Source organism: Hymenobacter plasmatis, from assembly GCF_020711255.1.
In the GTDB taxonomy this organism is placed as follows: Bacteria; Bacteroidota; Bacteroidia; order Cytophagales; family Hymenobacteraceae; genus Hymenobacter.
On sequence record NZ_JAJFAW010000001.1, the window covers coordinates 85611 to 111587 of the forward strand.

A 25977-nucleotide genomic window follows, 5' to 3' on the forward strand; every position below is an offset into this window, starting at 1 on the left:
AACTCTTCAATATTTTAGCTCAATATGGAATCTCTGCAAGGAAAAGTCGCCCTGGTCACGGGCGCGGGCAAAGGCATTGGTCGGGCCGTGGCCCTGGCACTGGCCGCCGAAGGCGTGAGCGTGGGCCTGCTGGCGCGTACCGATAGCGACCTGCAAGTGCTGGCGGCCGAAATCATCGCCAACGGCGGCATCGTGGCCACCGCCGTGGCCGACGTAGCCGACCGCACCGCCGTGAACGTGGCCGTGGCCAAGCTCCACCAGGACCTGGGCCCGATTGACATCCTCATCAACAACGCCGGCATCGGCAGCTTCGCCAAGTTTCTGGAAATGGAGCCGGAGCAGTGGGAGCACATCATCCAGGTCAACGTGCTCGGGACGTACTACGTCACCCGGGCCGTGCTGCCGGACATGATAGGGCGCCAGACCGGCGACATCATAAACATTTCCTCGACGTCGGGGCAGCGGGCCGCAGCCGGCAGCAGTGCCTACAGCGCCTCCAAGTTTGCCGTGCTCGGCCTCACCGAGGCACTGATGCAGGAGGTGCGCAAGCACAACATCCGCGTATCGGCCCTCACGCCCAGCACCGTGGCCACGCCCCTGGCCCTGGAAAACAAGCTCACCGACGGCAACCCTGAGAAGGTGATGCAGCCGGAAGACTTGGCCGAATTCATCGTGGCCCAGCTCAAGCTCAACCGTCGCATCTTTATCAAAGAAGCCGGAATGTGGTCCACGAATCCCTAATCGGGATTTTAATAATTAACAAAGAGCCCTCGCAACTTACGTAGCGAGGGCTCTTTGCTTTTTAGGAAATTGAGCTAAAAAGGCAGGCGCTGTTCAGCTAAATTTTATTGAACGGCACGTTTTGAATGCGGTAGGATTTCCAGTCTTGGTAGTCGAAGTGCCACCACTCCGCTTCCAGCACGGCAAACCCGTTTTGCTCCATCTTGCTGCGGAGCAAGTCGCGCAGGGCGCGTTGCGCGGGCGTGCCGCCGGGGTAATTGGCATAGGAGCGCGGGCTCATCTCATCGTATTCGCCCGTCATCTGCACTTCTTTGGCCGCGGCAATATCCCAGAGGCTCAAATCGACGGCGCAGCCGCGGTTATGGCGGGAGCCTTTTTTGGGGTTGGCTACAAATTCCCGCTTGCCCTTTGGGGTAATGTCCCAGAATACCTTGGTAACACTCCAGGGGCGGTACCCATCGAAAATCAGTAGGCGATACCCCAGCGGCTCCAATTCCTTATTGACTCGGGCGAGGGCCTCGGCGGCTGGCCGCTGCAAAAAAGCGCGGGCTTCTGTATAAACCGGGCGACCCACCAGGTTTTTGCTCGTAGCGTACCGGATATCCAGTTGAATGGTCGGGTCGAGTCGCTGCAATTCTACCAAATCGGAAGGCTTAAAAGCACCGGTTTCCTGCGGTGGTTTGGCCGCGCAGCTGCTAATTAAAACCACTGCACTAAGTGCCCAAATCTTGTGAATAGCCCGATATTTATTTTCGAAATTGTACATGGAATAATGTTCGAAATTCGATTAAATATAACCCGCAATTAAATTCTGGTTTCTATAAATAAATTGAGCCGAATTAATTACCAATAAAAAAGGCCTCCGCAGTGGAGGCCTTTTTTATTGGTAATTAATTGCGATTACAAAATGCCGCTCAGGAAGCCCGGGGCGATGCCCAGCAAGATGGTGAGCAGCGCCAGTACTGCCAGCGTCACAGTTTGAATGCCGTCTACCGGTACGGGCGTGGCGTCGCCATCTACGGGGCGCAGATACATGGCGATAATGGGGCGCAGGTAGTAGTAGAGGCCCACCATGCTCATAATTACCGCAAAAACGACAAGGCCGATGTAGCCTTGCCCGGCCGCGGCGGCCAATAGGAAAAACTTGCCGAAGAAGCCGCCCGTGAGCGGAATGCCGGCCAGCGAGAGCATTGCCACCGTCATGGTGAAGGCCAGCAGGGGATTGGTTTTTCCCAGGCCGTTGAGGCTGGAATAGTCGTCGCGCAGGCGGTGCTCGGTTACCAGTTTCAGGACGCCGAAGGCGGCCACCGTGGCGATGGAATACGCCAGGGAGTAGAAGAAGATGCCATTGGCGGCGTCGCCGGTGAGGACACCCTTGCTGGCCACGAGGCCGATGAGCAGGTATCCGGCGTGGCTCACGCTGGAGTAGGCCAGCATGCGTTTGGTGTTGGTTTGGGCGGCGGCGCCCACGTTGCCGAGCAGCAGCGTGAGGGCGCACATGGCCTGAATGGTGGGCAGCCAGAAGCCCTGGGCCGCGGGCAGGGCCACAGCCAGCAGCTTGAGGAAGGCGGCAAAACCGGCCGTCTTCACCACGGTGCTCATGAAAGCGGTGAAGAACGTGGGCGTGCCCTCGTACACATCGGGCGTCCAGAAGTGGAACGGGGCGGCCGATACTTTGAAGCCAATGCCGATAATCATCATCAGGATGCCGATGTAGAGCATGGGCTGCAGGCTGGCATTGGCGGGGGCGGCCACGGCCGTGGCCAGCTGCGAAAGCACAAAGGTGCCGGTAGCCCCGTAGAGCAGCGCGATGCCAAACAGCAGGATGCCCGTGGCAAAGGCGCCCATCAAGAAGTACTTGAGCGCGGCTTCGTTGGAGCGCGAGTCGCGCTTGCTGGAGCCGGCCAGCACGTACATGCAGATGCTCAGGATTTCGATGCCCACAAACAGCATCAGCAGGTGGTCGTAGCCCACCATCATAATGGCGCCGACCAGCGAAAAGAGCAGCAGCGCGTAGTATTCGGCCAGGTTGGTTTCGCCCGACAGCACGTAGCTGCGCGAGAAGGGCAGCAGCACAATGGTGGTAAGCAGCACGATGCCGGTAAAGGCCACCGTGTAGTTGTCCACCACCAGCATGTTGTTGAAATACGGCGCGTGCACCACGTTCCAGTCGGCCAGGTTGGCCCCGAACACAGCCAGCAGCAGCAGCATGGCGCCGGGGAGCAACACCTTGTTCGAGCGCAGGAAGCCCAGGAACAGGTTGAGAATTCCGAAGACGGAGAGAAGAATGATGGAGGTCATGGAATAACTTCTAATAAGGACGTCAGCCGAAGCGGAACGTCATGCTGAGCTTGCCGAAGCATCTCTACCGGGTAACTAATTCATGCTATGGCAACGAAGCAGTAGAGATGCTTCGACAAGCTCAGCATGACGTTCTTTTAGCGGCCGACCAGCGCCAGGATGTTGGTCACGGCGGGCTCCGAGAGGTGCAGGAATGTGCCGGGGAACAAACCCAGCCAGAACACCAGCACAATGAGGGGCACCAGCACCAGCAACTCGCCGCCGGTCAGGTCGGTAATGGTTTCGGAGAAGGCAGAATCGGGGCCGAGCATCACGCGCTGGAACATGCGCAGCAGGTACACAGCCGAGAAAATGATGGTGAGGCCGGCTACGGCTCCCACCCAGGCATTGTACTGATACACACCGGCCAACAGCAGGAATTCGCCCACAAAGCCCCCCGTGAGCGGCAGGGCCACGGTGCTGAGCAGCATCACCAGAAAGCACACCGACAAGACGGGCGTGCGCCGCGTGAGGCCGCCCAGGTCGGGGATGAAGCGGGTGCCGGTGCGGCGCTCAATGGCATCGGCCACGAAGAACATGCCCACTACGTTCACGCCGTGGGCCAGCATCTGCACCACCGCGCCTTGCAGGCCAATTTGGGTAAGCGAGAACACGCCGGCCGCCATCAGCCCCACGTGGGAGAGCGACGAATAGGCGATGAGGCGCTTCATGTCGCGCTGCCGGATGGCGATGATGGCGCCGTAGATAATGCCGATGACCGACAGGATGATAACCAGCTTACCCCACTGGCTCACGCCGAGCGGCAGCACCGGCAGCAGCCAGCGCATGGTGCCGTAGATGCCCATTTTCAGCATGATGCCCGAGAGCAGCATGGTGGCCGGAGCCGGGGCCTCGGTGTAGGTATCGGGCTGCCAGGTGTGGAAGGGGAAGATGGGCATCTTCACAGCGAAGGCCGCGAAAATCAGCCAGAACAGCCACGACTGCTCGGCCGCGCTCAGCTTCAGGTTATAGAAAGCCGACAGCTCCGAGGAGTGGGAGGCCAGGCTGCCGGCGGCGGGGCCGGTTTGCAGGTACAGGTACACAAAGCCCGCCAGCATGAGCAGCGAACCCACCACTGTGTACAGGAAGAACTTGAGGGTGACCGCAATGCGGCGCTCGCCGCCCCAGGCGCCGGCCAGGAAATAAATCGGAATCAGGGCTACTTCCCAGAAGAAGTAAAACAGGAAAGCGTCGAGCGACATGAACACACCCAGCAAGCCCGTTTGCATGAACAGCACGAGGGCGTAGAACGCCGAGGGGTTGTCGTACTTGTGCTTGAAGGCGGCCAGCAGAATGAGCGGCACCAGAAACGTGGTGAGCAGCACCAGCAGCAAGCTCAGGCCATCCAGCCCAATGTGGAAGTTGATGCCGGCCGAGGGAATCCAGGCGTAGTCGAGGTTAAACCCGGCCGACCCAGTGGTTTTGAAGGCGAAAGCGGCGTAAACCGCAAGACCAAATTCGAGGAGGGAAGCACCCAGGGCCAGGGCACGGGTGGTGGCTCCCTTGGTGAAATGCAGCAATAAAGCGGCAACAAGAGGGAGGAAAAGCAGTACAGCAGTCAGCATGAACGAGCGGGTTGGGCGCGTTGCAGGGTGGGGAACCCACCCGCAAATTGACCGCAAACTTACGCACGGACCAGTAAGGCTCCGCTGTATTTGTGCAACTTCTGCAGTGGGGCTATCTTGTAATGCTTATTTACGCCTTTCTAGTCACCATGCGAGTTCCCACGCTTCGCATGGCCCGGCCCACCGATGATTTATCGGCCCTGCTTCGGTTTTATTGCGATGGCCGGAGCTTGTAGCAATTGGCCACTTTGGGACTCGGGTTTTACCAGCTCAATTTGATAGTAGGGGCAACCTTACTTAACTACGAAGCCCAGGCTGATGCCCATGGTCCAGAACGTGCCGGAGTGGCCATAGTCGGCCCGCGCCGAGCGGTAGCGGCTGGCCTCACCGGCGCTCGAGCGGCTATTCAGGGCGTTGAGGCTGAGAAACGTGTCGAAACGCAGCCGCGGATGAAACACCTGGCATTGGTAGCCCAGGGTGGCCGCCCCACCGTAGCGGTTGATGGTTTCGGTGAATTCGCGGAGGCGGAAGGTGTAGTAACGCAGGCCATCGGTTGCCGACAGGTCTTCGCCCCAGCCTTCCTGCTGGTAGGCGAAGCGCAGGTGCTGGTACTCGGCTTTCAGGCCGAGGTACACGCCGGCAAGCTTGGCGCCTTCGGTGCCGGTGTTGGGAATGTAATAACGGGAGCCCAGGCCCAGCCCAACGCCCCGAACGTGGTCGTCGGAGCTGCGCGTGCTTGGCGGCGTAGAATAATCCACTGCTGTGCCGGCGACCACCCGCGGCAGCAGCGAAATGCTTAAACGTGGGGCACAGCGGTACTCCACCTCCGCTTCATAAGTGTTCGACAGCAGCCGAACCAGCGCCAGCTTCACGGCCAGTTGAGCTGAATCGGGGGCAATCTGGGCTTGAGCCATACCGGCATTCAGCAGAAGGAACAGCCCCGCCAGCAGCTGCAACACGGTTTTGAGCTGGGGCCGGCTCATGGTTTCGTGGTCACGGGGATTCGGCTCAACTGCTGCAGCGTGGCGGCACTGGTGGCCGTGGCGGCGGTGTAGCGGTATTGGTACAGGCCGTCGGTACCCGTGACGAGCAGCACGCCCTTGTGGGCGATGACGTCGGTAGCGGCAATGGAAAACGACTGGACCTGAACCAGCGTGGGCGCGTTGCGGGCGTCGAACACCTTGATGCCTTTATCGCACACAAATACCAGGGAGCTGTCCACACCCAGGCCGTAGGGCTGCGAGAGCGGGTAGGATTTTGCCAGCTGGGGCCGGGTCAGGTTTGCCAGGTCCACCACGTCGAGTTGGTTGAGGCCGCGGGCGCAGGGGCCGTCGCTGCGCAGCGTCACGTAGGCGTAGCGGTCGGCCACTACCACCGGGTCACAGCTGAAGGTGTGGGTGTAGGTGCCCACCAGCTTGGGCACGCCGCCAACGGTATTATAGATAAACATGCCCTGCTGGCTGCCGATAAACAGGTAGGGGGCCTGGGGAAAAATGGTTTCTACGCCGATGCCCACGTTCACCACAGGCCCGGGCGTAGGTGTTTGCGGGGTGCTCAGGTCGAAGGTGCGCAGGCTGACATTGTCCACCGCGTACAGCGTGTTGGCCATGAGGGCGAACCGCGCCGTGGAGCCGGCCTGCCCTTCGCCGCCCGGGGCCGAATTGGCTGCGGAGGGCGACGCCGATTCGCCGCAGCCGCCGCTGCTTAGGGTAATGGCTAGGCCCAGAAACACGCCCAAACGGATAAGAAGGAGGGTTTTCATGGCTTAGCGTTTTTCCCAGCCCACAATCACGGAGTTGGCGGGGCGGTTGGCGGGTTGGTATTCGGCGGGCAGGGAGAAGTTGCGGACGGGGGCCGCCAGCTCGGGCAGGGCGTTGCGGGTGCGGCCCACCACGCGTGCCTGGGCGGGGTCGCCGATGTCGATGACCACCAGGTCGGGGCCGTTGTCGGCGTAGAGCAGGCTGCCGCGCACGGCCAGGTCCACGTTGCCGGGAATGCGCAGAAACTGCACCTCGGTGGGCTTGGCCGGGTCGGCGTTATCGTAGATGTGAATGCCCTGGTACAGCTCGTTGACGAACAGGTAGCGGTTGCTTATGAAGATTTTGCCTGGCACCTGCAGGGCGCGCGGCGGCTGCCCGGCCACCGAAGTTTCCAGCTGCTGCCGCGACATGAGAATGGGCCGGTACGACACGGGTGGTGTGCCCGGCGCGGGGTTTTGGTTGGGGCTGACGCAGCTTTTCAGCAGCAAACTCAGGCCCAGCAACGGCAAGTAGAAGAGGCGCATAGCACGGGGGCGGATAAAGAGCTGTTCTGCTTAGCTGCAAGTCAAGTAGTTGAGCTGTCGCAATTGCTGCCTAAGGTAAGGGGTTTTAATAATTATATACTTGACTTTATTAGCCCAACAATTCCCTGCGGGCCCGCGGCTTATACTTGCGCCTCCAAGCCTCCCCATGTCATTGCCCCCTGCTGCTTTGCCTCCCGTCGTTTCGCGCCTGGCGCCCACGCCCAGCGGCTACCTGCACCTCGGCAATGCCGTGAACTTTGTGCTGACCTGGCTGCTCACCCGGCAGGCCGCTGGGCGACTGCACCTGCGCATCGACGACCTGGACCGCGCCCGCCTGCGTCCGGCTTACCTGGATAATATTTTCCGCGTCATCGACTGGCTCGGCCTCGACTACGACCAGGGCCCCAGCGGCCCCGACGATTTCCTGCGCCACCACTCCCAGCTGCTGCACCTGCCCGAATACAACGCCGTGCTCCGCCGCCTGGCCCTGCTGGGCACAACCAAACGGCCCAACCTGGTGACGGCCAGCACCCGCTCCCGTACCTCCAGCACCGATACTCCGGTCCCCCTCGAAACGCCCGGAGCCGCCTGGCGGGCGCACGTGCCTCCCGGCACGGCCGTGGCCTTCACCGATGGCTGGCAGGGCGAAACGAGCATTCCCCTCGGGTCGCTCATGCCCGACTTCGTTATCCGCAAAAAGGACGGCGTGGCAGCCTATCAGGTCGCATCAGTAGTCGATGATTTGCGCCTGGGCACCACCCTCATTGTGCGCGGCCTGGACCTACAGCCCAGCACAGCCGCCCAACTCTGGCTGGCCGCGCAGCTCTCCGAAACAGCTCCATTTAATGCCGCGCGCGTTCATTTCTACCATCATGCCCTCCTCACCGACGACGCGGGGCAGAAGCTTTCCAAGTCGCAGCAGCTACCGCTGGATGCCGGCGTGTTGAGCCAGGCGCAAGGAAAGCAGGCGGTATTTCAAGCAGTGGCCAAGCAGTTGAATCTTCCGGCTGAGGCTGCGGAAAGTCTGCAGACACTGCAGGGGCATCTCAGCCGGTAGAACCTCACCTCTGCCGGGCACGGCCCCGGCCCCTCTCCAAAAAAGAGGGGAGCTTGATTGTCATTGCGAATGGAGCGCAGCGGAATGCGGCAATCCGTCCTCTCGCTGCGACAAACCCTGAGCTGTGACAAACTCTTTTAAATCAAAAAGCCCCAGCACTGCGCTGTTTTGGGGCTTTTCGCATTAGAAGGTTAGTCGCTGAGACCAGGACGGATTGCTTCGTCGTGCCTCCTCGCAATGACAAGCAGGCTCCCCTCTCTTTTGGAGAGGGGCCGGGGCCGTGCCCGGCAGGGGTGAGGTTCCACAGGAGTGAGGTCCCCCGCTACAGAGTCTGCCGTACCTCTTTCTTAAACTGCTCAGCCCAATGGTCGGCCAGGCGCGTGGGTTCCGGTAGCTTGTAGCCGCGCAGGCACGCCAGCGTGAGCCGCGTCGCGGTGGCCTGGTCGCAGCGGTGGCCGGGGCTCACAAAGAGGGGTAGCACTTTGTCTTTGCTGCGGATAACCTGGCCTATCAGCTCACCGGTTTTGGCGTCGGTGAGAGGCGAAATCTGACCGCGCTCCGGGCCGGGCTCAATAAAAGTGCCCGTCAGCTTTTGCTTGGCTACGCCGAAGGTGGGCATATCGAGCAGCACGCCGAGGTGAGCGGCGATGCCCATGCGGCGCGGGTGCGCAATTCCGTGCCCGTCGACCATGATGACATCGGGCTTGTTTTGGAGCTTGGCGAAGGCCTCGATGACGTTGGGCGCTTCGCGGAAGGAAAGGAAGCCCGGCACGTAGGGCATGTCCACCACTCCATAGTTATACACCTTCTCCACGAGTTCCAGCGAGGGGAATTTCAGCACCACAAATACCGACAGAATGGTGTCGGGCGTGGGGAAAGAAGAATCGCAGCCGGCGATGAGGCGCGGCTCCTGAGCCAGCGGCTCGGCGCGGACGCGCAGGCGCATTTCCTGCTGCTGCTGGGTGAGCGTCTGAACCAGAACGGGGTCGGGTGGGGGACCGGGCGGGCGGAAGTAAGCCATAGGAGAAGTTATGAGTTTTGAATTAGGAGCTATGATTTTGGGATGTGTCGTCGGCCATGTCCCGAAATGTCCAAATGGCGTATACGCAAGCTGTGCAGTTGGTGCCCAACTCCCAATTCATCCCTCACAACTCATCATTCCCCGTGGAACAATCTGAACAGCCGGCGGCCACTGGTTCGGGCCCGTGGCTCGAGCGCCGCTACTTCATCGACGTGGCCCGGCCGCGCCACACACCCACGCAACTTATGCGTGATGTACAGGCCAACGTGGCCGACTTTGCCCCCGAGATGCTGGCCGATTTCAAGAAGAAAGACGGCCCAGAAGACTGCCTGCGGGTAGGCGAGGAGTTCGAAATCACCATTCTGGGCCCTTGGAACGGCTGCGTGCGCGTAACCGAAGTGGGCGACACCCACTTTGAGTTTATTACCCTGGAAGGCCACCCGGAAGCCGGTCGCATTCATTTCGAAGCCCATTTTCTGGACGAGTCTCCGGACGTGCTGCGGTTTGAAATCCGCTCCCGGGCCCGCTCCCGCGATGGGCTGGTGGCCTTTGCCTACAATACCATTGGCGTGGGCAAGCGCGTGCAGGAAGCCACCTGGGTAGAATTTTGCCGGCGGGTGGCGGCGGCCAGCGGCGGCCAGGCCCTCGGCAACGTCACCGTCGAAACCCTTACGCACACCGAAACCGGCTCCCATGACCACGAGCGCCACGCCTAACCCGCCCGCCACCAGCGCCCCACCGGCCAAGCCGGGTACCACGCCGCCGCTCTGGGAGCAGCAGCGTGCCCGCCTCGATGCCTACGCCAATGCCGAAGTCAACTACGACTTCAGCCGCCAAAACGAGTACACCAGCGCCACCGGCTGGCGCATCGACGACTACGAAACCGACCTGCCCGCCGAAGCGCCCGGCCCGCCCGCGGCAGCCGGCTCCTTCGCGGCCGCTCAGGACGTACTGCGCCGCTACGCCTTCCCGCCGCCCGACCTCATCACCGGCATCTTCTCGCCCGATGGACCCCTCGAAAAGCGCGTGATGGTGCTGCGGGCGCAGTTCCTGTTCTTTAAGTTTTACTTCGGCGTGCGGGTGAGCGGCGTGACCGACGAGGCCGCCCACGCCGCGCCCGACGGGGCCGAGCGGGTGTGGGGCTACGGCTACCGCACGCTCGAAGGCCACTTTGAGCGCGGGCAGATAGACTTTACCATCCACAAAAGCCTGAGCACCGGCGCGGTGCAGTTTCGCATTCACGCCGTGTCGCAGCCCGGCCAGATTCGTAACCCCTTCTACTGGGTGGGCTTTAAGCTGTTTGGCCGCAGCCTCCAGCGCAAATTTGCCCGCGAATCATTGCGCAGGATGCGGGAAATGGTGGCCACGGCCCTGGCCCAGGGCACGCCAGCCCCGCCGCCCGTGCCGGTGGTCACAGCCTCCTGACGGACCTTAGTGAAACAGGCGCCGGTCGGCCCAAAACGTGCCGAAGGGCACCACGGAAGCCAGCAGGGCCAGCGCCATTTTGCCAAATGACCAGCGCTGCTGCATCGCCACCTGAATGACCAGCACCACGTACAGCACAAACAGTAGGCCGTGCGCCATGCCCACGTAGCGCACGGCAGTGGGCTGGCCCGCCAGGTACTTCAGCGGCATGGCAATGCCTAGCAGTACCAACAATGAAACCCCTTCTAAAAAAGCAATTAGCCGCAGGCGGCCCAAAGACGTAAGCAACAGCTGACTTGAAATAACGGGCATAGCGGAAGGCATACAGGTATAATAATGCTGCAAAGCTACCCCGGACTTTCCTGCCCGCCGCCCCAAACCTTCGTTGGCTGGTTCGGTTTAGCCCCCTGCGGCCTTCGGCCCACTTTTACCCTTACCCCAGATTTATGATTCCTACCAAAGCCTACGCAGCCCCGGCTGCCAGTGTCCCGCTTGCCCCGTTTGATTTTGCGCGCCGCGAAGTTGGGCCGCACGACGTATTGATTGACATCCAGTTCTGTGGCGTGTGCCACTCCGACCTGCACCAGGTGCGCGACGAGTGGGGCGCCGGCGTATTTCCCATGGTGCCGGGCCACGAAATCGTGGGCCGCATCACGAAAGTGGGCGACCACGTGAAAAACTTCAAAGTGGGCGACTTGGCCGGCGTGGGCTGCATGGTCGACTCCTGCCGCACCTGCCCCAGCTGCCTCGAAGACCTGGAGCAGTACTGCGAAGTGGGCATGGTGGGCACCTACGGCGGCCGCGAGCGCGGCACCGGCCAGCCCACCTACGGCGGCTACTCCAACCAGATTGTGGTCGACGAGAAGTACACCCTCAAAGTATCCGACAAGCTGGACTTGGCCCGCGTTGCCCCGCTGCTCTGCGCCGGCATCACTACTTACTCGCCCCTGCGGCAGTGGAAGGTGGGCCCCGGCCACCGCGTGGGCGTGATGGGCCTTGGCGGCCTGGGCCACATGGCCGTGAAGCTGGCCGCTGCCATGGGCGCCGAAGTCACGGTGCTCAGCACCTCGCCCAACAAGGAAGCCGATGCTAAGGAGCTGGGCGCCCACAACTTTGTGGTGACCAAGGACAAAGACCAGCTCAAGTCGGTTACCAACTACTTCGACTTTATCATCAACACCGTGTCGGCCCCGCTCGACCTGGCCGCCTACCTGAACCTGCTGCGCCGCGACGGCACCATGATTCTGCTCGGCGTGCCGCCCGAAGCGCCCCAGGTGCATGCCTTCAACCTCATCGGCAAGCGCCGCCGCATCGCCGGCTCGCTTATCGGTGGCATTGCCGAAACCCAGGAGATGCTGGACTTCTGCGCCGAGCACAACATCATGTCGGATATTGAGCTGATTGACATCGCCGACATCAACGAAGCCTACGAACGCATGCTGAAGGGCGACGTGAAGTACCGCTTCGTTATTGATTTGGCCACTCTGAACTAAGACCTTAGCTCAACTGGCGCCAGCTCAACCCAGCCCAAACGGCCGGCCTTCCGCGTGGAAGGCCGGCCGTTTTTTTATGTCCTTTCGGGGTTGGGCAGTAGGTTGAGCTGGGCCTGGGTGGTCACAAAAAGCCCTGCGCCATTCGCAGGGCTTTTCTACTCGTCACGCTGTAGGGGCGGGGCTTGTCCCCGCCCGCCGTTCGCGCCTACCCAAGGATTTCGTTCAACGGCGGGCGGGGACAAGCCCCGCCCCTACGGTGTTTTTCGCAAACCACTTCGTGGCGGGTATGAAGTATGCACGAAGCGGTTAGTCCTTCACCAGTTTCAGGCGCTGGGTTTGCCCATCTGGATAGCGCACTTGCACCACGTACATGCCGTGAGGCAGGGCGGTCAGGCCGGGCAGTTGCAGGCTACCGGTGCCCACGGCTAGCTTGGGCTGCCAGGTCCGCACCACGCGGCCGAGGCCGTCAAGCATGCGCACAGTGGCCGGGCCCGCGGCGATGGATTGTAGGGTCAGGTTGATTTCCGAAGTAAACGGGTTGGGGTAGCCCTGCACCAAGGCTAGTGCCACCGCGCCGAAGTTGACTACGCGCGGCCCGTAGAAGCTTTGCTTGCCGTCGATGTCAAGCTGGCGCAGGCGGTAGTAACGGGTGCCGCCGTGGTCACTGGCCGCCACGTCGCGGTACTGGTAGGTGCGGGCCGCGCTGCTGTTTGGGGTTTCGGAAGCCACAAATCCCAGTTTCTGGAAGCTAACCCCGTCAGCCGACACCTGTATTTCAAAGCCTTTGCTGTTTATCTCCTGGGCTGTGCTCCAGGTGAGCAGGGCGTCGGCCCCGCTGGTTACCGCGTCAAAGCTGGTCAGGGTCACGGGCAGTGGTACGCGCCGGTCGCCAAGGGTGAAGGTGGCGGCCAGGGTGCCCTCAATGTTGGTGCGGATGAGCACGTTGTTGATGGAGTCGATGCTGGTGCGGAACAGGGGCGTGAACGGGATGCCGCCCGACAGCGAACGGAAGAGCACCAGGTCGCTTTCAAAAATCCCGTTTATCTCCGAATCCAGGTAATGGAAGCCAATGGTATAGCTCGTCACGTTGGGGTTTTCGGGCGTGAAACTGAAGCTGCGCTTTACGCTTTTGCTCGGCGGTACCCCGTTGTACACGTACCCGGTGAGGCGGGTGGCCAGGGTAATCCGGGAGGCGGTGGTGGTGGTGAGGTCCACGCCGATGTTGCCGAATGAATTGGTTTGCCCGGCATCCACAAAGCGCTGGGCGCGCAGAATACCCAGTACGAAGCTGGTTTCGGTCTCGCCCGTGATGGTGGCATTCACGCCCAGGTCGATGTTATAAACAACTGAGTTGTCGGTGCGCGTGGAAATAACCCCGCCCTGTCCGATAAAGGCCAACCGGGACAGGACGTCCATGCGGTTGGTCAGCAGCTTGGTGCCGCCGCCTTCAATGTGGACTTCTGTAAAAGCCGCGCCATCAAATGTTTGTGTGCCGCCGGCCAAGGTGAATACCCCGCCCGACTGCCCAAACCCGCCAAAGGGGTCCTGGAAGTCACCATACACCCGCAATTCGCCACCCGTCAGAAAGTTGCGCGCCCCCAAGGCGCCGTTGTTGCCCAGAATACGCAGCGTGCGCACCTGTGCAGCAACGGGGTTGCCTTGGTTGTCGAATTGCGACCGGATGGTGGGGTAGGGGAAGGCGCCACCAGCAAAGAAGGCAATAGTGGCATCGGTGGTGCTGGTGGGAATGGTGTTGGGGCTCCAGTTCAGGGGGTTAAACCAGTCGTCGCTCACGGCCCCCGTCCACAACACGGGCACGCTGCCGGTTACGGTGAAGGTGGTGGTGTAATTCAGCCCGCCGCGGTTGTCGAATATGAACGCCGTGCCACCGCCACCGCTCTTAAAATCGTAAGCACCCTGGAAATACAGTTCCAGCACGTACACCCCGGGACCGCTGGTAGCGGCCAATAGGTTGGGGTTGCTGGTGATGTTTTGCCATTTTTTGTCTCGGGAGCCCGGGCCACTCGCTTCCACAAAAGTCAACGGCAAAGAGGTAAACGCGCCCGGCGTCGAGCCCTGCAAATACACCCGGTAAAACAGCTGCACGGCCTGCACGTCGTCGTTGCCGGTCTCGTTGGTGTTGGCCTCGGCCCCGAGGGTCAGCACGCCGGTGCCACGGTCGAAGCTGCCCAGGCTGCTGATGCCCAGAAGCGGGGGCTCGGGGCCTCCGCCGTTGCTATTGGTATAGTACCGGGTCCCGTTCAGAATGACGAAATCCTTGACAAAACCGGTGGCCTGGACGGGGTTGGCAAGCCCGGAAAGCAGCATCAGCGCAAGCCCCGCCAAGAGCTGAAGCGTAGCAGATTTATTCACTTTTCTGAATAGTGAATAAATACTATACATATTGTCGATTATAGCTTTTTTCATGGTAGTGGGCTATAAATAGTGTAAATGAAAAATTGATAGACAAAGTATTTTACGGAATTTACCGAAAAAAAAGTGTCGATTAATCAAATAAAATCTTTCTTTTATACTGTTGAGTTTATGCCTTGCTGGCAATTTGGCTGCTGTTGAGGTGGGCGGGCGGCCTAGTGAGGAGGCGTGGCTCATGGGCTCCAAATGGGAGGCTCATCTTGTGGTTGAGCTTACCTCGCTGCGCTGCAAAAAATCTGAGCAGAACAGCCCAATATTTTTCCCGATGCACAAAAAAATGCCCTTCCGTTGGGAAGGGCATTGGAAGGTGTTTGCAAAGAAATTCGGGCTTGTTTTTTAGTGCGATGGCCTGTTAATGGAACACAGCCCGCGAAAAAGCGCAATAATCAGTTGGACACGATGAAGCGCTTTTGGATTGGCGTGCCGCTGCCAAACAGCGTGAGGACGTAGGTGCCCGAGGCTAACCCTGCCGGCAGGGGGAGCGGCGCAAGGTAGTACGCTTCCGTCGGGGCCAGGGTACGGGCCAGCAGCACCCGGCCCACGGCATCGCTGACGCGCAGGCCAACCACTTCATCGTCGTAAGCCTGCAGCAACAGCTGCACGGGTTGGCCGGCGCTCGGGACGGGGTACACCTCCACCCGGCGGGCCAGGCGCGGCGCGGGGGCCAGGGCCACCACGGCTCTGTAATGCACCGCGCCGTCGCGGTCGACCTGCCGGAGGCGGTAGTACGTGGGCTGCGTGAGCCGCTGCGGGTCGGGCCACTGGTAGGTTAGCGGGCGGGTGCTGGTACCCGCCGCAGCCACCCGGCCCGCTTCGGCAAAAGTCGAGCTGTCGAGCGAGCGTTCCAGCCCAAAGTAGGCCGTATTGCGCTCGGTGGCGGTGGCCCAGTGCAGCACGGCCATGCCGCGGGCATCCACGGTGCCGGTAAACGAAGTTAGCTCAACGGGCAGGGGAGCGGGTGGGGCGCTGCGGGTGGCGATGGAGATGCTGGTGCTGCGGGTGTTGTAGGCAATGCTGGCGCCGGCGGCGTTGTACTCGGCATTCGTGATGTAGTAATACGTGTTGGGCTGGAGACCCGTGACCGTGGCAGCGTGGCCGGTGCCACTATACACCGCATAGCCGGCCCCGAGCGTGGTACCCTGGCCATAGGCCGCATTGCCGGTGTAAAAATGGTCGTCGGCAGCTACCAGTGGCACGGGCATGCCCCCCACGGTGGCGGCCAGCGCCAATACCCGGCCCTGGCCCGTGCCCCCGATGCCAAATTCCAGCTCCATGGTCGTTTCCGTGACCCGGATAATGCGGATTTCGCCGCCCTGGCTGGGGGCTGAAACTTGGGCCTGGACGCGACCAAACGAGAGCCCAACTGCCAGACACAGCAGCAGCGATAAAATGCGTGAAGGCATAAAACGGAAAGTAAAAGAAGAGGCTATATAGAGATTGAAATTAAATGAGAATCAAAAGCTGTTTTATGAATATTGTCATAAGGAGGCTGCTTTTATGCCTTTCTTTCTAATGTTTTTGAGTATCAAGTTATGGCAACACTAATGTAGGACTTGTTTTTAATTAATAGCTAATAAACGCGTAAAAAGGCCGAAATTTGTTTAATGCTATTGAAATAAAACCAGTAGGTTAAAACTGGCGCAATCAAAAATCGACCGGTTTTAGTGCCTGAAAGCGTTAGGGTGAAAATAGTATTAATAACCGTTGGCTTTATGTTGGGCTGCAGGGGCGCATTGCTGGCGTTCGAACATGAAAAAGGGCAGCCTGTTGGGCTGCCCTATGTGGAAGTGCTGGTGGTAAAATGTCCTACACCATCACGCGCATGGCGGGCACGGCGGGCCAGGCCGTGTGGGTCACCTGCACCTCGGGCCACAGGGCCTTCTGGCCGGTGTAGTGCAGGTAAACGCGGGCCGTGGTGATGACGTCCTTTTCGCAGTAGGTCACGATGCGCTTGAGGTTCTTTTCGGTCCAGTAGGTGTAGCCCACCTGCGAGCCGTCGATGTCGTCTTTGGGCGACGGGATGCCGAAAACGCCGGCCAGCAGGGGTAGGGAAATGTGGCCTTTGTTGTCGCCAAATTTCCAGAGGTCCATGGTGTCGAGCAGGTGGGGCAGGTCCCAGGGCTTGTGGCCGGCAATGTCGAGCATGGGCGGAATGGGCTGCCCGCAGATGAGCATGCGGCGGCCCAGGTAGCCGTAGTCGAACTCGCGGCCGTTGTGGGCGCAGAGGTAGTAGCCGTCTTTGCCGGCCGTGTCGAGCTTGGGCCGGTAGTCCTGGCTGGCGGGCGGAAAGCGCTCCAGAAACTTCCCGAAACCACTGAGTACCTCGCACTCGTCGTCATCGGCAAAGGACTTGATACGGAACTCAAGCACCTCGTCTTTCAAGTACCGGAAATAGCCCACCGAAATGCACACCACTTTGCCGAATTCGGCGTAGAGGCCCGCTTTTTCATAGAGCTCGGGGTGGGTTTTGCCGTCGGCAACCTCCTTGGCGTGGCGCTTGGTGCTGAACTTTTCCCAGAGCGGCCGGTGGGTTTCGGGCAGCTCATCGTGGCAGCTATGACAGGGCACGGTCTCAATATCAACGAAAAAGACTTTGGTGAGGTCAACGTGACGGAGAATGTGCATGGCAGAGGCGGGTTATAGTCGAGTATGAAGGTAGTGCCCTGGTGGGCAACCGTGCAAAATTCCGCAGCGCTACCCTGGAGTTTAAAAATTATTAACATATGAATATTAAATAAAAGCTAACCTGTAACGTTGGCGTGGTTCTTGGCCTCATCTTGCGGCATATTTCTCCCATCAAGCCACTGGTTACTGTGACTTTTCTCTACCGTTTCGCGCTGCTGGGCCTGCCCCTGGCAGCCATAGGCAGCCTGCCTACGCCCACCGCCCACGCCCAAACCGCCCCGGCCGCGCTCCCGGCGGCGCCCGCTGCTACCGGCTCGCTCACCGGCCAGGTGCTGGACTCGCTCACGCGCAAGCCGGTGCCCTACGCCACGGTGGTGCTGCTGCCGCCGGCTCCCAACGACAAGCCCATCACGGGCGTGGCCGCCGACGACAACGGCCGTTTCTCGCTGACCAAACTGGTGGCGGGCCCGGCGCGGCTGCGCATCAGCTACGTGGGCTACGGCACCCAGACGCGGCCCATCACCATCACGGCCGGCGCCACGGATGCCGGCACGTTCCGGCTGCCCACCGCCGGCACGGCGCTGGACGAAGCCGTGGTCATCGGCACAAAGCCGGTGGTGGAAGTGCGGCCAGACCGCATCATCTACAACGCCGACCAGGACGTAACCAACGCCGGCGGCACTGCCTCCGACGTGCTGCGCAAAGCGCCGCTACTGGCCGTGGACGGCGACGGCAACGTGAAAATGCGCGGCTCGAGCAACTTTAAGGTGCTGGTGAACAACAAGCCCTCGCCCACGCTGGCCAGCAATCTGGCCGAGGCGCTAAAAGGCATTCCGGCCGACCAGATAAAGAGCGTCGAAATCATCACCACGCCGCCGGCCAAGTACGACGGCGAAGGCACGGCCGGCATCATCAACATTGTGCTGAAAAAAGGCGTGGACCGCGGCCTGAACGGCCGCGCGAGCGCCTCGGCCGGCAACCGGAGCTCTAACCTAAGCGGCTCGCTCAACTTCCAAAAAGGCAAATTCGGGGCAACCTCGGCCTTCAGTGCCGGCGTGAACAATGGGCCCACACTGGGCTTGGTCGACCGGATAGGCTTTACCAGCCAGGGCCCCACGCATCTTTCGCAAAGCAGCACGGGCCTCCGCCGCGGGCAGTCGTACTACGGCACGCTAGGCTTCGACTACGACCTGAACGAGTACCAAAGCCTGTCGCTAGCCGGCTCGTCGTATGGGTACAATGGCTTTAACGAAGGCACTTTGCTCAACCGCTTTGAGGCTCCCAATGCCAGCCCCGCCGTATTTATCCGCGCCACCGACTCGCAGTACAAAAACTTCAACGGCGAACTAACCGGTACCTACACCCGCACCTTTGCGCAGGCCCGCCGGGAGTGGAGCGTGCTGGGCCAGGTGGCCCGCAACAGCGGCCACAACGATTACGATTTCGACCAGTTCAGCAACTCCGAGGTGGCCCTGGAGCCCGGGCTGGCCAACTACCGCGAGCGCAGCCGCAGCCGCACGCCGAGCCTGGAAGTCACGGCCCAAACCGATTTTGTGCAGCCGCTGGGCGAAAAGCAAACCATCGAAACCGGGCTCAAGGCTATCTGGCGCCGCACGGCTTCCGTGGCCGACGTGGAGGGTTTTACCCTGGGGCAAACCGCAGATTTTGTGCCCCTCCCGAGCCGCGGCACCGACTTTACCTACGACCAAAACGTGCAGTCGGCCTACGCCACCTATTCGTTTGCGGCCAGCAAGAAGCTCAACCTGAGCGTGGGCTCGCGCCTGGAGCGCACGGCCATTGCGGCGCAGTTCCACACCACCGATACGGGCTTCGAGCGCAGCTATCTCTCGCTGCTGCCCAACACCTTTGCCCAATACGCCCTGAGTGAGGCCAGCAGCATGCGCCTGGCGTACAGCCGGCGCATCACGCGGCCGTACATCTACTACCTCAACCCGTACGTGAATCGCAACGACCCGCAGAACATTTCTACGGGCAACCCGAACCTCAAGCCGGAGCTGACCGACTCCTACGAGTTGAGCTACAACACCAACGGCAAGGCCGGCTCGCTCAGCGTGTCGGGCTCGATGCGGCGCACCGGCAATGCCATCCAGCAGGTGCGTACGCCCACGGCCGAGGTGGGCGTCACCGCCTCCACCTTCGATAACGTGGCCAACGAGGCCACCTATCAGCTCAATTTCTACGGTTCCGTCAAGCCCATGCCCAAGTGGGACGTCAGCGGCGGGCCCAACGTGGAGTACGTGGTGCGCCGCAGCCCCACGCTGGGCATTGAGCGCCGCGGCTTCAGCGCCAGCCTCAACCTCAACACGTCGTATAAGCTGCCCAAGAGCTTCACGGTGCAAGCCTTTTTTTATGGCTCGCTGCCCTCGCCGGAGCTGCAGGGCCGCGACCTGGGCTATGTCTACTCTTCGCTGGGGGTGAAGAAGTTGCTCTTTAAAGACAAGGCCGACCTGACCGTGAACGTCTCGAATCCCTTCAACCGCTACACGGCTTACGGCAGCACGCTCAGCACCGCGTTTTTGGAGGAGCGGCAGGAGTATCGGTCGTACCAGCGCGGGTTCCGCGTGAGCTTCGGCTACCGCTTTGGGCAGGAGAAGCAAGGCAAGCGGCGTAAGTCTATCTCGAACGACGACGTGAAAGGCGGCAGCAGCAAGCAGGGTGGGTAAATCGTCTGTCATGCAGAGCGCAGCGAAGCATCTTATCACAATTGAACGATTCGTTCCGCGGGGATAAGATGCTTCGCTGCGCTCTGCATGACAGACGGTAGAGCTGCTTCGGCAAGTTCGGCATGACGTTCCGGATGACTGGTTTACCTCTGTTTCCAAAAGAATCCTCAACTCCTTTTCAGGCAACCCGGCGGGGAATTATTGCATCTGTTGCTGCAGCCACTGTAATGAAGGGGCAGCCCCGCCGATTCATTGGCTTTCAGTACCTTTCGCTTTATCAATTCACACCTTCTGCAAATAAGTATGGCCCTTACGATTACTAATCTTTCCAAAACCTACGCCAACGGGGTGCAAGCCCTGAAAAACGTTAGCCTTGAAATTCCCACCGGCATGTTTGGTCTGCTCGGGCCCAACGGCGCCGGCAAGTCGAGCCTGATGCGCACCATTGCCACGCTGCAGGATGCCGATACCGGCTCCATCATGCTCGATGAGCTCGACGTGCTGAAGGACAAAGACGGCGTGCGGCGCATTCTGGGCTATTTGCCGCAGGAATTCGGCGTGTACCCGCGCGTGTCGGCCGAGGAGCTGCTCGACCACCTGGCCGTGCTCAAGGGCATCGGCAATGCCAAGGAGCGCAAGGAGACCGTGGAGGCCCTGCTGCAGCAAACCAACCTCTGGAATGCGCGCAAAAAGAACCTGGGCGGCTACTCCGGCGGCATGAAGCAGCGCTTTGGCATTGCCCAGGCCCTGCTCGGCAACCCCCGCCTCATCATCGTGGACGAGCCCACCGCCGGCCTCGACCCCGCCGAGCGCAACCGCTTCCACAACCTGCTCTCGGAGATTGGCGAGCACATTATCATCATCCTGAGCACGCACATCGTGAGCGACGTCACGGATTTGTGCCGCAGCATGGCCATCATCAGCCAGGGCCAGGTGCGCCTCACCGGCGACCCGCTTACGGTGGTGGAGCAGCTGCGCGGCCAGGTGTGGCGCAAGCTGGTAAACAAAGACGAAGTGGCCGCCGTGCAGGCCCAGCACCACGTCATCAGCTCGCGTTTGTTTGCGGGCAAAACCATCGTGCACGTGCTGAGCGACAGCCGCCCCGATGGCAGCTTTGAGGAAGTGAACCCGGATTTGGAAGACGTGTACTTCGCCCAGATTACGGAGCGGCCGGTGCTGGCCTAACACTGTAGAGACGCGACACTTCGCGTCTCGGCGTCCGCGCCAGTAGGCTTATTCCAACGTCACCGTTCCACGCTGAGACGCGAAGTGTCGCGTCTCTACTGCGAACCACCCCACCTCTCTGCAATTATGTTTCTCCCCATTTTTCTGTTTGAGCTAAAATACCGCCTGCGCCGCCCGGCCACGTGGATTTACTTCGTTATCCTCACCATCCTGGGGGCGCTGCTCACGGCGGGTGCCGGCGGCATTTTCGGCTCGGGCGCCAGCGTGAGCATCGGCGGCGACGGCGGCAACGTGCACGTCAACTCGCCGTATTCGCTCACAGCGGCCATCACCGTGCTCAGTAGCTTTGGCGTGCTCATCGCCTCGGCCATCATGGGCAACCCCGTGTACCGGGACTTTGAGCACCGTACATATTCGCTGTTTTTCACCAAGCCCATCAGCAAATTGGGCTACCTGGGCGGGCGCTTTATGGGCTCGTTTGTGGTGTGCGCGCTGGTGTTTACCGGCATTGCCATAGGCACCTGGATAGGTGGTCTGCTGCCGGGCGTCGATGCCACCAAGTTCGGGCCCAACCACTTGAGCTACTATGCGTGGCCCTACCTGTTGTTCGTGCTGCCGAACCTGCTGTTTACGGGTGCCATTTTTTTCACGTTGGCCACGCTCACGCGCAACATTCTGAGCACCTACATCGGTTCGGTGCTACTGCTGGTGGGCTACCTGATTGCCAGTTCCTTTCTGAATGACCTCGACAATATCACGCTGGCCTCGCTGCTCGATGCCTTTGGGGCTAGCGCGTCTTACTATACCACCCGCTACTGGACACCGGTCGAGAAAAACACCCTGCTCGAACCCCTGAGCCAGTATATCGTGCTCAACCGCGCCCTGTGGCTGGCGGTGGGAGTGGGGCTGCTAGCGCTTTGCTACGTGCGCTTCCACTTCTCGGCCTTTGCATCAGACAAAGCCCCTTCCAAAAAGAAAAAAGCCGCTGCCGAGGCCGAACTGCTACCGGCCGCGGCCATGGGCGGGCGCCTGGTGCTGCCGCGCGTCACGCAGCTGTTTTCCACCGGCATGAACCTGCGCCAGTACTGGAGCCTCACCAAACTGGAGTTTCGCGGCATCGTGCGCAGCGTGTATTTCGCGGCCATTGTGGGCGCGGGCGTCATTTTCCTGCTGGTGAGCGGCTGGCAGGTGGGCAAAATCTACGACACCACCACCTACCCCGTCACCAACGAAATGGTGCAGCTGCTGAGCGGCACGTTTTCGCTGTTCATCCTCATTATCATCACCTACTATTCCGGCGAGCTGGTGTGGCGCGAGCGGGACGCGGGCGTGGCGCAGATTACCGATGCCCTACCCGTGCCCAACTGGGTGCCTTTCCTGAGCAAGCTCACGGCCCTGGGGCTGGTGCAGGTGGTGCTGCTGGTGGTGGTGATGGCCTGCGGCATCCTGCTGCAAACCCTGAAAGGCTACTTCAAATACGAGCCCGGCCTGTACCTCGAAACCCTGTTTGGCCTGCGGCTGATTGACTACCTGCTGCTGTGCGTGCTGGCCATGCTCATTCAGGTAATCGTAAACAACAAGTACCTGGGCCACTTCGTGATGGTGCTCTACTACCTGAGCAATATCTTCCAGAGCCAGCTGGGCATCAACCACAAGCTGCTCGACTACGCCGGCAGCCCCAACACGCCGTACTCCGACATGAACGGCTACGGCCACTTCATCACCGGTTTTACCTGGTTTAAGCTGTACTGGGCGGCCGGTGCGCTGCTGCTGGCCCTGGTGGCCAACCTGCTGTGGGTACGCGGCACCGATGCAGCCCCCGTGCGCCGCCAGGCCGAAGCCCGCCGCCGCTGGGGCCGCCCCGCCTGGACGGCCCTGTTCCTGGGCCTGCTCACCATGCTCAGCGCCGGCAGCTTCATCTTCTACAACACCAACATCGAGAACAAGTACCGCACGCCCAAAGCCGAGGAAAAGCTGCGCCTGAGCTACGAGCAGAAGTACCGCCGCTACAAAGACGTGGCCCAGCCCCGCGTGGTAGCCGTGAACCTGCGCACCGACCTGTACCCGGCCACCCGCTCGGTGCACATCGAAGGCAGCTTCTGGCTGAAAAACCGCCACGCCCGGCCGCTTGATACCATCATCGTGAGTTTGCCGCAGCGGGGGCGTGTGCGCAAGCTGGCCTTTAGCCGGCCCGCCGCGCTGCTCCTGAACGACACCACCGTGGCCCTGCGCTTCTACCGCCTTGCCCAGCCCCTGGCCGCCGGCGACTCGCTGGAAATGACCACCACGCTCGACTTCGGCGAGAAAGGCTTTCCCAACTCGGGCTCCAACACCGACATCGTGCAGAACGGCATCTTCATGAACAGCCAGACGTACCTGCCCGTGTTGGGCTACCGCGAGGAAGGCGAGCTGAGCGAAGACGACGTGCGCAAGCGCAACGGCCTCAAGCCCAAAGAGCGCCAGGCCCCCGCCACCGATATGAAGGCCCGCCAAAACACCGGCCTGAGCCAGGACGCCGACTGGATTCGCTTCGAAACCGTGCTCAGCACCAGCCCCGACCAACTGGCCGTGGCCCCCGGCCGCCTGCTGAAGGAGTGGAACCAGGGCAACCGCCGCTACTTCCACTACAAAATGGAGCAGCCCATGGTGAACTTCTACACCTTCCTTTCGGCCCGCTATAAGGTGTATAAGGACCAGTGGACGGACTCGGCCGGCCACCGCGTGGTGCCCATCGAAATCTACTACCAGCCCGGCCACGAGTACAACCTCAAAACCATGGCCCAGGCCGTGAAGGAGTCGTTTGCTTACTACACCAAGCACTTTGGGCCGTACCAGCACACGCAGGTGCGCATCCTGGAATTCCCCAAGTACCAGCAGTTTGCCCAAAGCTTTGCCGGCACCATTCCCTTCTCCGAGAGCATTGGCTTCATTGCCAAAGTGGACCCCAACGACCCCGAGGACATCGACTACCCGTTCTATGTGACGGCCCACGAAATAGCCCACCAGTGGTGGGGCCACCAGGTAACGGGCGGCAACGTGCAGGGCGAAACCATGCTCATCGAAACCATGGCCCAATACTCGGCCCTGATGGTGATGAAGCACCACTTTGGGCCCCACACCATGGGCAAGTTCCTGAAGTATGAGCTGAACAGCTACCTGCGCGGCCGGGCCTTCGAGCGCAAAAAAGAGGTGCCGCTGGCCAAGGTGGAAAACCAGGGCTACATCCACTACCGCAAAGGCTCGGCGGTGATGTACGCCCTGCAGGACTACATCGGCGAGGACAAGGTGAACACCGCGTTGCACAACTTCCTGGCCCAACACCGGTTCGAAACCGCACCGTATTCCACGGCGCCGCAGTTGGTGGCCGAGTTCCGCAAGGTCACACCCGACTCGTTGCAAAGCCTGGTGACGGACATGTTCGACAACATCACCCTCTACGAAAACCGCCTCACCGAAGCCTCGGCCAAGAAGCTGGCCGATGGCCGCTACCAGGTGGACATGACCGTAGAAAGCAAAAAGATAGTGGCCGACAGCCTGGGCACCGAGCGCGCCAGTCCCGAAAACGACTACCTGCCCGTGGCTATTTTCCCGGCCCTGGGCAAAGACAAAAAGCCCGTGGCGCCGCTGCTGCTCACCAAGCACCGCATCCACACTGGCACTAACAAGCTCCAGTTTGTAGTAGCCAAGGAGCCCGCCAAAGCCGCCGTAGACCCCTACCACGAGCTGATAGACCGCGTGCTGGAAGACAACGCCAAGGATATAAAGCTTTAGGCCGCCAATCAGCAGCCGTAAAAAAGCCCAGCCCAATTAATGGAGCTGGGCTTTTTACGGCTGCTGCTTTCTCGCGCTTACTTAATGCTGCGCAAAGAGCGGCGGGCCTGGCGGTGCGCCGTTTTCAGGTATGCCTTCATGCGTTGGCGGCGGGCAATGGTACACGTGACGGGCTGCGAAGTGCTAAGCTTCAACATAGCCGAGCATTCGGCGGCGGCAATGGTCGTGGTCTCGTCGGCGAAGCCGGCGTAGCTGGCCACCAGTTGCACGGGGCTGCCGTTGTCCGGCACGGTCAGGCTGAATTCGCCGTTGGCGTTGGTGACGGTAGCTTCTTCGGTGCCGGCTACTTCGACTACTGCACCCACCTGCGCGCCGGCCGGGCCCATTACCCGTCCGCTCACCACCTTGGTCGCACTGCTGGGGCTGGCGGCCTTGCTCGTATGCCCATTGCCCATTGCAGAGGGCCGGCTGCCCATCGGAGCGGCCGAAGCAAATACCAGCTTGCTGGTGGGCTTGCTCTGAGCTTGGGCGCTGGGACCGGTCAGGCTCAGGGCGAGGGTGAGGAGGGAGGTGGCGGCCAGGAGTAAAGAAGAGCGCATGCGAGGAAGTGCAGAAAAGGTGGGAAAAGCCGTGGTGTTTTTGAATGATACAAATCTAGACTTGTATATAAACCCGTTTGTCGCGGCTTGGCTCAACTGTGCCATTGCACCGGTCAATGAATGATTTGGCCAGGCGAGTGAAAGCGATGTTTGCGAAAGCCTGCTTTTCAGGCATAAAAAAACCCTGGCCGTATGGGGCCAGGGTTTTTGCTAAGGCACTGTTTCGCAGAAAAATGGTGCCGGTTGCCTTGGTGAAAGAGGTGTTTTGGTAAGGATGAAGCTTATTCGTCGCTCAGCTCGTTGGCCGAGGGCCGGGTGGGACGCACCAGGTACACGGAGCCCAAGGCCTGAACGGGTGCGGTGGTGAGTACGGTCTCTTGCAAACCGCCGTAGCTGCACACCAGCTTCACGGCTTTGGCATCGGCGGGTACGCGGAGCTCAAATTCTCCTTCGGAGTTGGTTACGGCGATGGTGCGGGTGCCGTGCAGCCAGACAGTGGCCCCGGGCAAGGCGCCTTGCTCGTCCTGTATCACCCCGTGCACCAGCTTATAAGCGGTTGATTTAGCGTTTTCAACGGCAGAAGACTTAGCAACAGCCTTTTTGGGCGGTGCCACGCTAGCGTAGGCGAACTGAGCCCGGCCAGGCAGCGCTAAGAATAACAAACCTAAGGCGACTACAGCAGAAGTAAAGCGTGAGGTCATATAGAATTGCGTTGATGTCTTTTTTGATTGGACATTACAAACGTACAAACTAA

21 protein-coding genes and 1 pseudogene are annotated in these 25977 nt (G+C 60.6%); 9 read left to right on the plus strand and 13 right to left on the minus strand.

Features of this window, described 5'->3' with window-relative positions:
• The first annotated feature begins 24 nt into the window (after window positions 1–24).
• Window positions 25–741 (plus strand): 3-ketoacyl-ACP reductase, encoded by a 717-nt coding sequence (locus LJ738_RS00370; RefSeq protein WP_227784335.1) that lies wholly within the window; start codon window positions 25–27, stop codon window positions 739–741.
• Between the two features lie 97 nt (window positions 742–838).
• Here the strand turns inward: LJ738_RS00370 and LJ738_RS00375 are convergent, their stop codons facing one another.
• From LJ738_RS00375 to LJ738_RS00400, 6 genes are all read right to left on the minus strand, one after another.
• On the minus strand, window positions 839–1507 hold the full coding sequence (locus LJ738_RS00375; protein ID WP_227784336.1) for a M15 family metallopeptidase: 669 nt from the start codon (window positions 1505–1507) through the stop codon (window positions 839–841).
• Window positions 1508–1641: 134 nt separating this feature from the next.
• The gene (locus LJ738_RS00380; protein ID WP_227784344.1) at window positions 1642–3042 is read right to left on the minus strand and encodes an NADH-quinone oxidoreductase subunit N; all 1401 of its coding nucleotides are present in this window, start codon (window positions 3040–3042) and stop codon (window positions 1642–1644) included.
• A 137-nt stretch (window positions 3043–3179) separates the two neighbouring features.
• Window positions 3180–4646, minus strand: a complete 1467-nt coding sequence (locus LJ738_RS00385) for a complex I subunit 4 family protein (protein WP_227784349.1) — start codon at window positions 4644–4646, stop codon at window positions 3180–3182.
• Between the two features lie 293 nt (window positions 4647–4939).
• Window positions 4940–5629 (minus strand): DUF3575 domain-containing protein, encoded by a 690-nt coding sequence (locus LJ738_RS00390; protein ID WP_227784350.1) that lies wholly within the window; start codon window positions 5627–5629, stop codon window positions 4940–4942.
• Window positions 5626–6408: an LVIVD repeat-containing protein gene (locus tag LJ738_RS00395; RefSeq protein ID WP_227784351.1), complete on the minus strand. Its 783-nt coding sequence runs from the start codon at window positions 6406–6408 to the stop codon at window positions 5626–5628. The genes LJ738_RS00390 and LJ738_RS00395 overlap by 4 nt, the downstream gene beginning before the upstream one ends.
• A 3-nt stretch (window positions 6409–6411) precedes the next feature.
• Window positions 6412–6930, minus strand: coding sequence for an LVIVD repeat-containing protein (locus LJ738_RS00400; RefSeq protein ID WP_227784352.1), 519 nt, complete (start codon window positions 6928–6930; stop codon window positions 6412–6414).
• A 166-nt stretch (window positions 6931–7096) separates the two neighbouring features.
• Between LJ738_RS00400 and LJ738_RS00405 the strand changes: the two genes are divergently transcribed.
• A complete protein-coding gene (locus LJ738_RS00405) occupies window positions 7097–7987 on the plus strand; it encodes a glutamate--tRNA ligase family protein (RefSeq protein WP_227784353.1) in 891 nt (296 codons plus the stop codon).
• A gap of 322 nt (window positions 7988–8309) precedes the next feature.
• Here the strand turns inward: LJ738_RS00405 and nfi are convergent, their stop codons facing one another.
• A complete protein-coding gene (nfi, locus tag LJ738_RS00410) occupies window positions 8310–9008 on the minus strand; it encodes a deoxyribonuclease V (RefSeq protein ID WP_227784354.1) in 699 nt (232 codons plus the stop codon).
• Between the two features lie 143 nt (window positions 9009–9151).
• Between nfi and LJ738_RS00415 the strand changes: the two genes are divergently transcribed.
• Together LJ738_RS00415 and LJ738_RS00420 are read left to right on the plus strand one after the other, a co-directional pair.
• Window positions 9152–9724: a DUF1990 family protein gene (locus tag LJ738_RS00415; RefSeq protein ID WP_227784355.1), complete on the plus strand. Its 573-nt coding sequence runs from the start codon at window positions 9152–9154 to the stop codon at window positions 9722–9724.
• On the plus strand, window positions 9702–10433 hold the full coding sequence (locus tag LJ738_RS00420; RefSeq protein ID WP_227784356.1) for a DUF1990 family protein: 732 nt from the start codon (window positions 9702–9704) through the stop codon (window positions 10431–10433). The genes LJ738_RS00415 and LJ738_RS00420 overlap by 23 nt, the downstream gene beginning before the upstream one ends.
• Window positions 10434–10439: 6 nt before the next feature.
• On the opposite strand, the gene LJ738_RS00425 is transcribed toward LJ738_RS00420, so the two are convergent.
• Window positions 10440–10757: a DUF3817 domain-containing protein gene (locus tag LJ738_RS00425; RefSeq protein ID WP_317206779.1), complete on the minus strand. Its 318-nt coding sequence runs from the start codon at window positions 10755–10757 to the stop codon at window positions 10440–10442.
• A gap of 122 nt (window positions 10758–10879) precedes the next feature.
• Here LJ738_RS00425 and LJ738_RS00430 point away from each other — a divergent pair, with 122 nt between their 5' ends.
• The gene (locus LJ738_RS00430) at window positions 10880–11926 is read left to right on the plus strand and encodes an NAD(P)-dependent alcohol dehydrogenase (protein ID WP_227784358.1); all 1047 of its coding nucleotides are present in this window, start codon (window positions 10880–10882) and stop codon (window positions 11924–11926) included.
• A gap of 306 nt (window positions 11927–12232) precedes the next feature.
• On the opposite strand, the gene LJ738_RS21405 is transcribed toward LJ738_RS00430, so the two are convergent.
• The 3 genes from LJ738_RS21405 to LJ738_RS00445 form a co-directional block, all read right to left on the minus strand.
• Window positions 12233–14299, minus strand: coding sequence for a T9SS type A sorting domain-containing protein (locus LJ738_RS21405; protein WP_227784359.1), 2067 nt, complete (start codon window positions 14297–14299; stop codon window positions 12233–12235).
• Between the two features lie 446 nt (window positions 14300–14745).
• Window positions 14746–15762: a T9SS type A sorting domain-containing protein gene (locus LJ738_RS21190; protein ID WP_262907526.1), complete on the minus strand. Its 1017-nt coding sequence runs from the start codon at window positions 15760–15762 to the stop codon at window positions 14746–14748.
• A gap of 403 nt (window positions 15763–16165) precedes the next feature.
• On the minus strand, window positions 16166–16984 hold the full coding sequence (locus LJ738_RS00445; RefSeq protein WP_227784360.1) for a ribonuclease H-like domain-containing protein: 819 nt from the start codon (window positions 16982–16984) through the stop codon (window positions 16166–16168).
• 188 nt (window positions 16985–17172) lie between these two features.
• Here LJ738_RS00445 and LJ738_RS21570 point away from each other — a divergent pair.
• From LJ738_RS21570 to LJ738_RS00460, 4 genes and pseudogenes are all read left to right on the plus strand, one after another.
• A pseudogene (locus LJ738_RS21570) lies at window positions 17173–17880 on the plus strand (carboxypeptidase-like regulatory domain-containing protein); the annotation flags it as partial.
• A 159-nt stretch (window positions 17881–18039) separates the two neighbouring features.
• Window positions 18040–19668 carry an outer membrane beta-barrel family protein gene (locus LJ738_RS00450; protein ID WP_410779903.1) on the plus strand — a complete coding sequence of 543 codons (1629 nt, stop codon included), beginning with the start codon at window positions 18040–18042 and terminating at the stop codon, window positions 19666–19668.
• A gap of 303 nt (window positions 19669–19971) precedes the next feature.
• On the plus strand, window positions 19972–20853 hold the full coding sequence (locus tag LJ738_RS00455) for an ABC transporter ATP-binding protein (protein WP_227784362.1): 882 nt from the start codon (window positions 19972–19974) through the stop codon (window positions 20851–20853).
• A gap of 126 nt (window positions 20854–20979) precedes the next feature.
• Window positions 20980–24624: an ABC transporter permease/M1 family aminopeptidase gene (locus tag LJ738_RS00460; protein WP_227784363.1), complete on the plus strand. Its 3645-nt coding sequence runs from the start codon at window positions 20980–20982 to the stop codon at window positions 24622–24624.
• A gap of 77 nt (window positions 24625–24701) precedes the next feature.
• Here LJ738_RS00460 and LJ738_RS00465 read toward each other — a convergent pair whose 3' ends face one another.
• Both LJ738_RS00465 and LJ738_RS00470 read right to left on the minus strand, forming a co-directional pair.
• Complete coding sequence (locus LJ738_RS00465; protein ID WP_227784364.1) at window positions 24702–25223, minus strand: carboxypeptidase regulatory-like domain-containing protein; 522 nt, start codon at window positions 25221–25223, stop codon at window positions 24702–24704.
• A gap of 281 nt (window positions 25224–25504) precedes the next feature.
• Complete coding sequence (locus tag LJ738_RS00470; RefSeq protein WP_227784365.1) at window positions 25505–25837, minus strand: carboxypeptidase-like regulatory domain-containing protein; 333 nt, start codon at window positions 25835–25837, stop codon at window positions 25505–25507.
• Between the last annotated feature and the right edge of the window lie 140 nt (window positions 25838–25977).

Excerpts from the sequence above, each read along its gene's own strand:
- LJ738_RS00370 (WP_227784335.1), top strand. The coding sequence starts at position 25 with ATGGAATCTCTGCAAGGAAAAGTCGCCCTGGTCACGGGCGCGGGCAAA.
- LJ738_RS00375 (WP_227784336.1), bottom strand. The coding sequence starts at position 1,507 with ATGTACAATTTCGAAAATAAATATCGGGCTATTCACAAGATTTGGGCA.
- LJ738_RS00380 (WP_227784344.1), bottom strand. The coding sequence starts at position 3,042 with ATGACCTCCATCATTCTTCTCTCCGTCTTCGGAATTCTCAACCTGTTC.
- LJ738_RS00385 (WP_227784349.1), bottom strand. The coding sequence starts at position 4,646 with ATGCTGACTGCTGTACTGCTTTTCCTCCCTCTTGTTGCCGCTTTATTG.
- LJ738_RS00390 (WP_227784350.1), bottom strand. The coding sequence starts at position 5,629 with ATGAGCCGGCCCCAGCTCAAAACCGTGTTGCAGCTGCTGGCGGGGCTG.
- LJ738_RS00395 (WP_227784351.1), bottom strand. The coding sequence starts at position 6,408 with ATGAAAACCCTCCTTCTTATCCGTTTGGGCGTGTTTCTGGGCCTAGCC.
- LJ738_RS00400 (WP_227784352.1), bottom strand. The coding sequence starts at position 6,930 with ATGCGCCTCTTCTACTTGCCGTTGCTGGGCCTGAGTTTGCTGCTGAAA.
- LJ738_RS00405 (WP_227784353.1), top strand. The coding sequence starts at position 7,097 with ATGTCATTGCCCCCTGCTGCTTTGCCTCCCGTCGTTTCGCGCCTGGCG.
- nfi (WP_227784354.1), bottom strand. The coding sequence starts at position 9,008 with ATGGCTTACTTCCGCCCGCCCGGTCCCCCACCCGACCCCGTTCTGGTT.
- LJ738_RS00420 (WP_227784356.1), top strand. The coding sequence starts at position 9,702 with ATGACCACGAGCGCCACGCCTAACCCGCCCGCCACCAGCGCCCCACCG.
- LJ738_RS00425 (WP_317206779.1), bottom strand. The coding sequence starts at position 10,757 with ATGCCTTCCGCTATGCCCGTTATTTCAAGTCAGCTGTTGCTTACGTCT.
- LJ738_RS00430 (WP_227784358.1), top strand. The coding sequence starts at position 10,880 with ATGATTCCTACCAAAGCCTACGCAGCCCCGGCTGCCAGTGTCCCGCTT.
- LJ738_RS21190 (WP_262907526.1), bottom strand. The coding sequence starts at position 15,762 with ATGCCTTCACGCATTTTATCGCTGCTGCTGTGTCTGGCAGTTGGGCTC.
- LJ738_RS00445 (WP_227784360.1), bottom strand. The coding sequence starts at position 16,984 with ATGCACATTCTCCGTCACGTTGACCTCACCAAAGTCTTTTTCGTTGAT.
- LJ738_RS00455 (WP_227784362.1), top strand. The coding sequence starts at position 19,972 with ATGGCCCTTACGATTACTAATCTTTCCAAAACCTACGCCAACGGGGTG.
- LJ738_RS00460 (WP_227784363.1), top strand. The coding sequence starts at position 20,980 with ATGTTTCTCCCCATTTTTCTGTTTGAGCTAAAATACCGCCTGCGCCGC.
- LJ738_RS00465 (WP_227784364.1), bottom strand. The coding sequence starts at position 25,223 with ATGCGCTCTTCTTTACTCCTGGCCGCCACCTCCCTCCTCACCCTCGCC.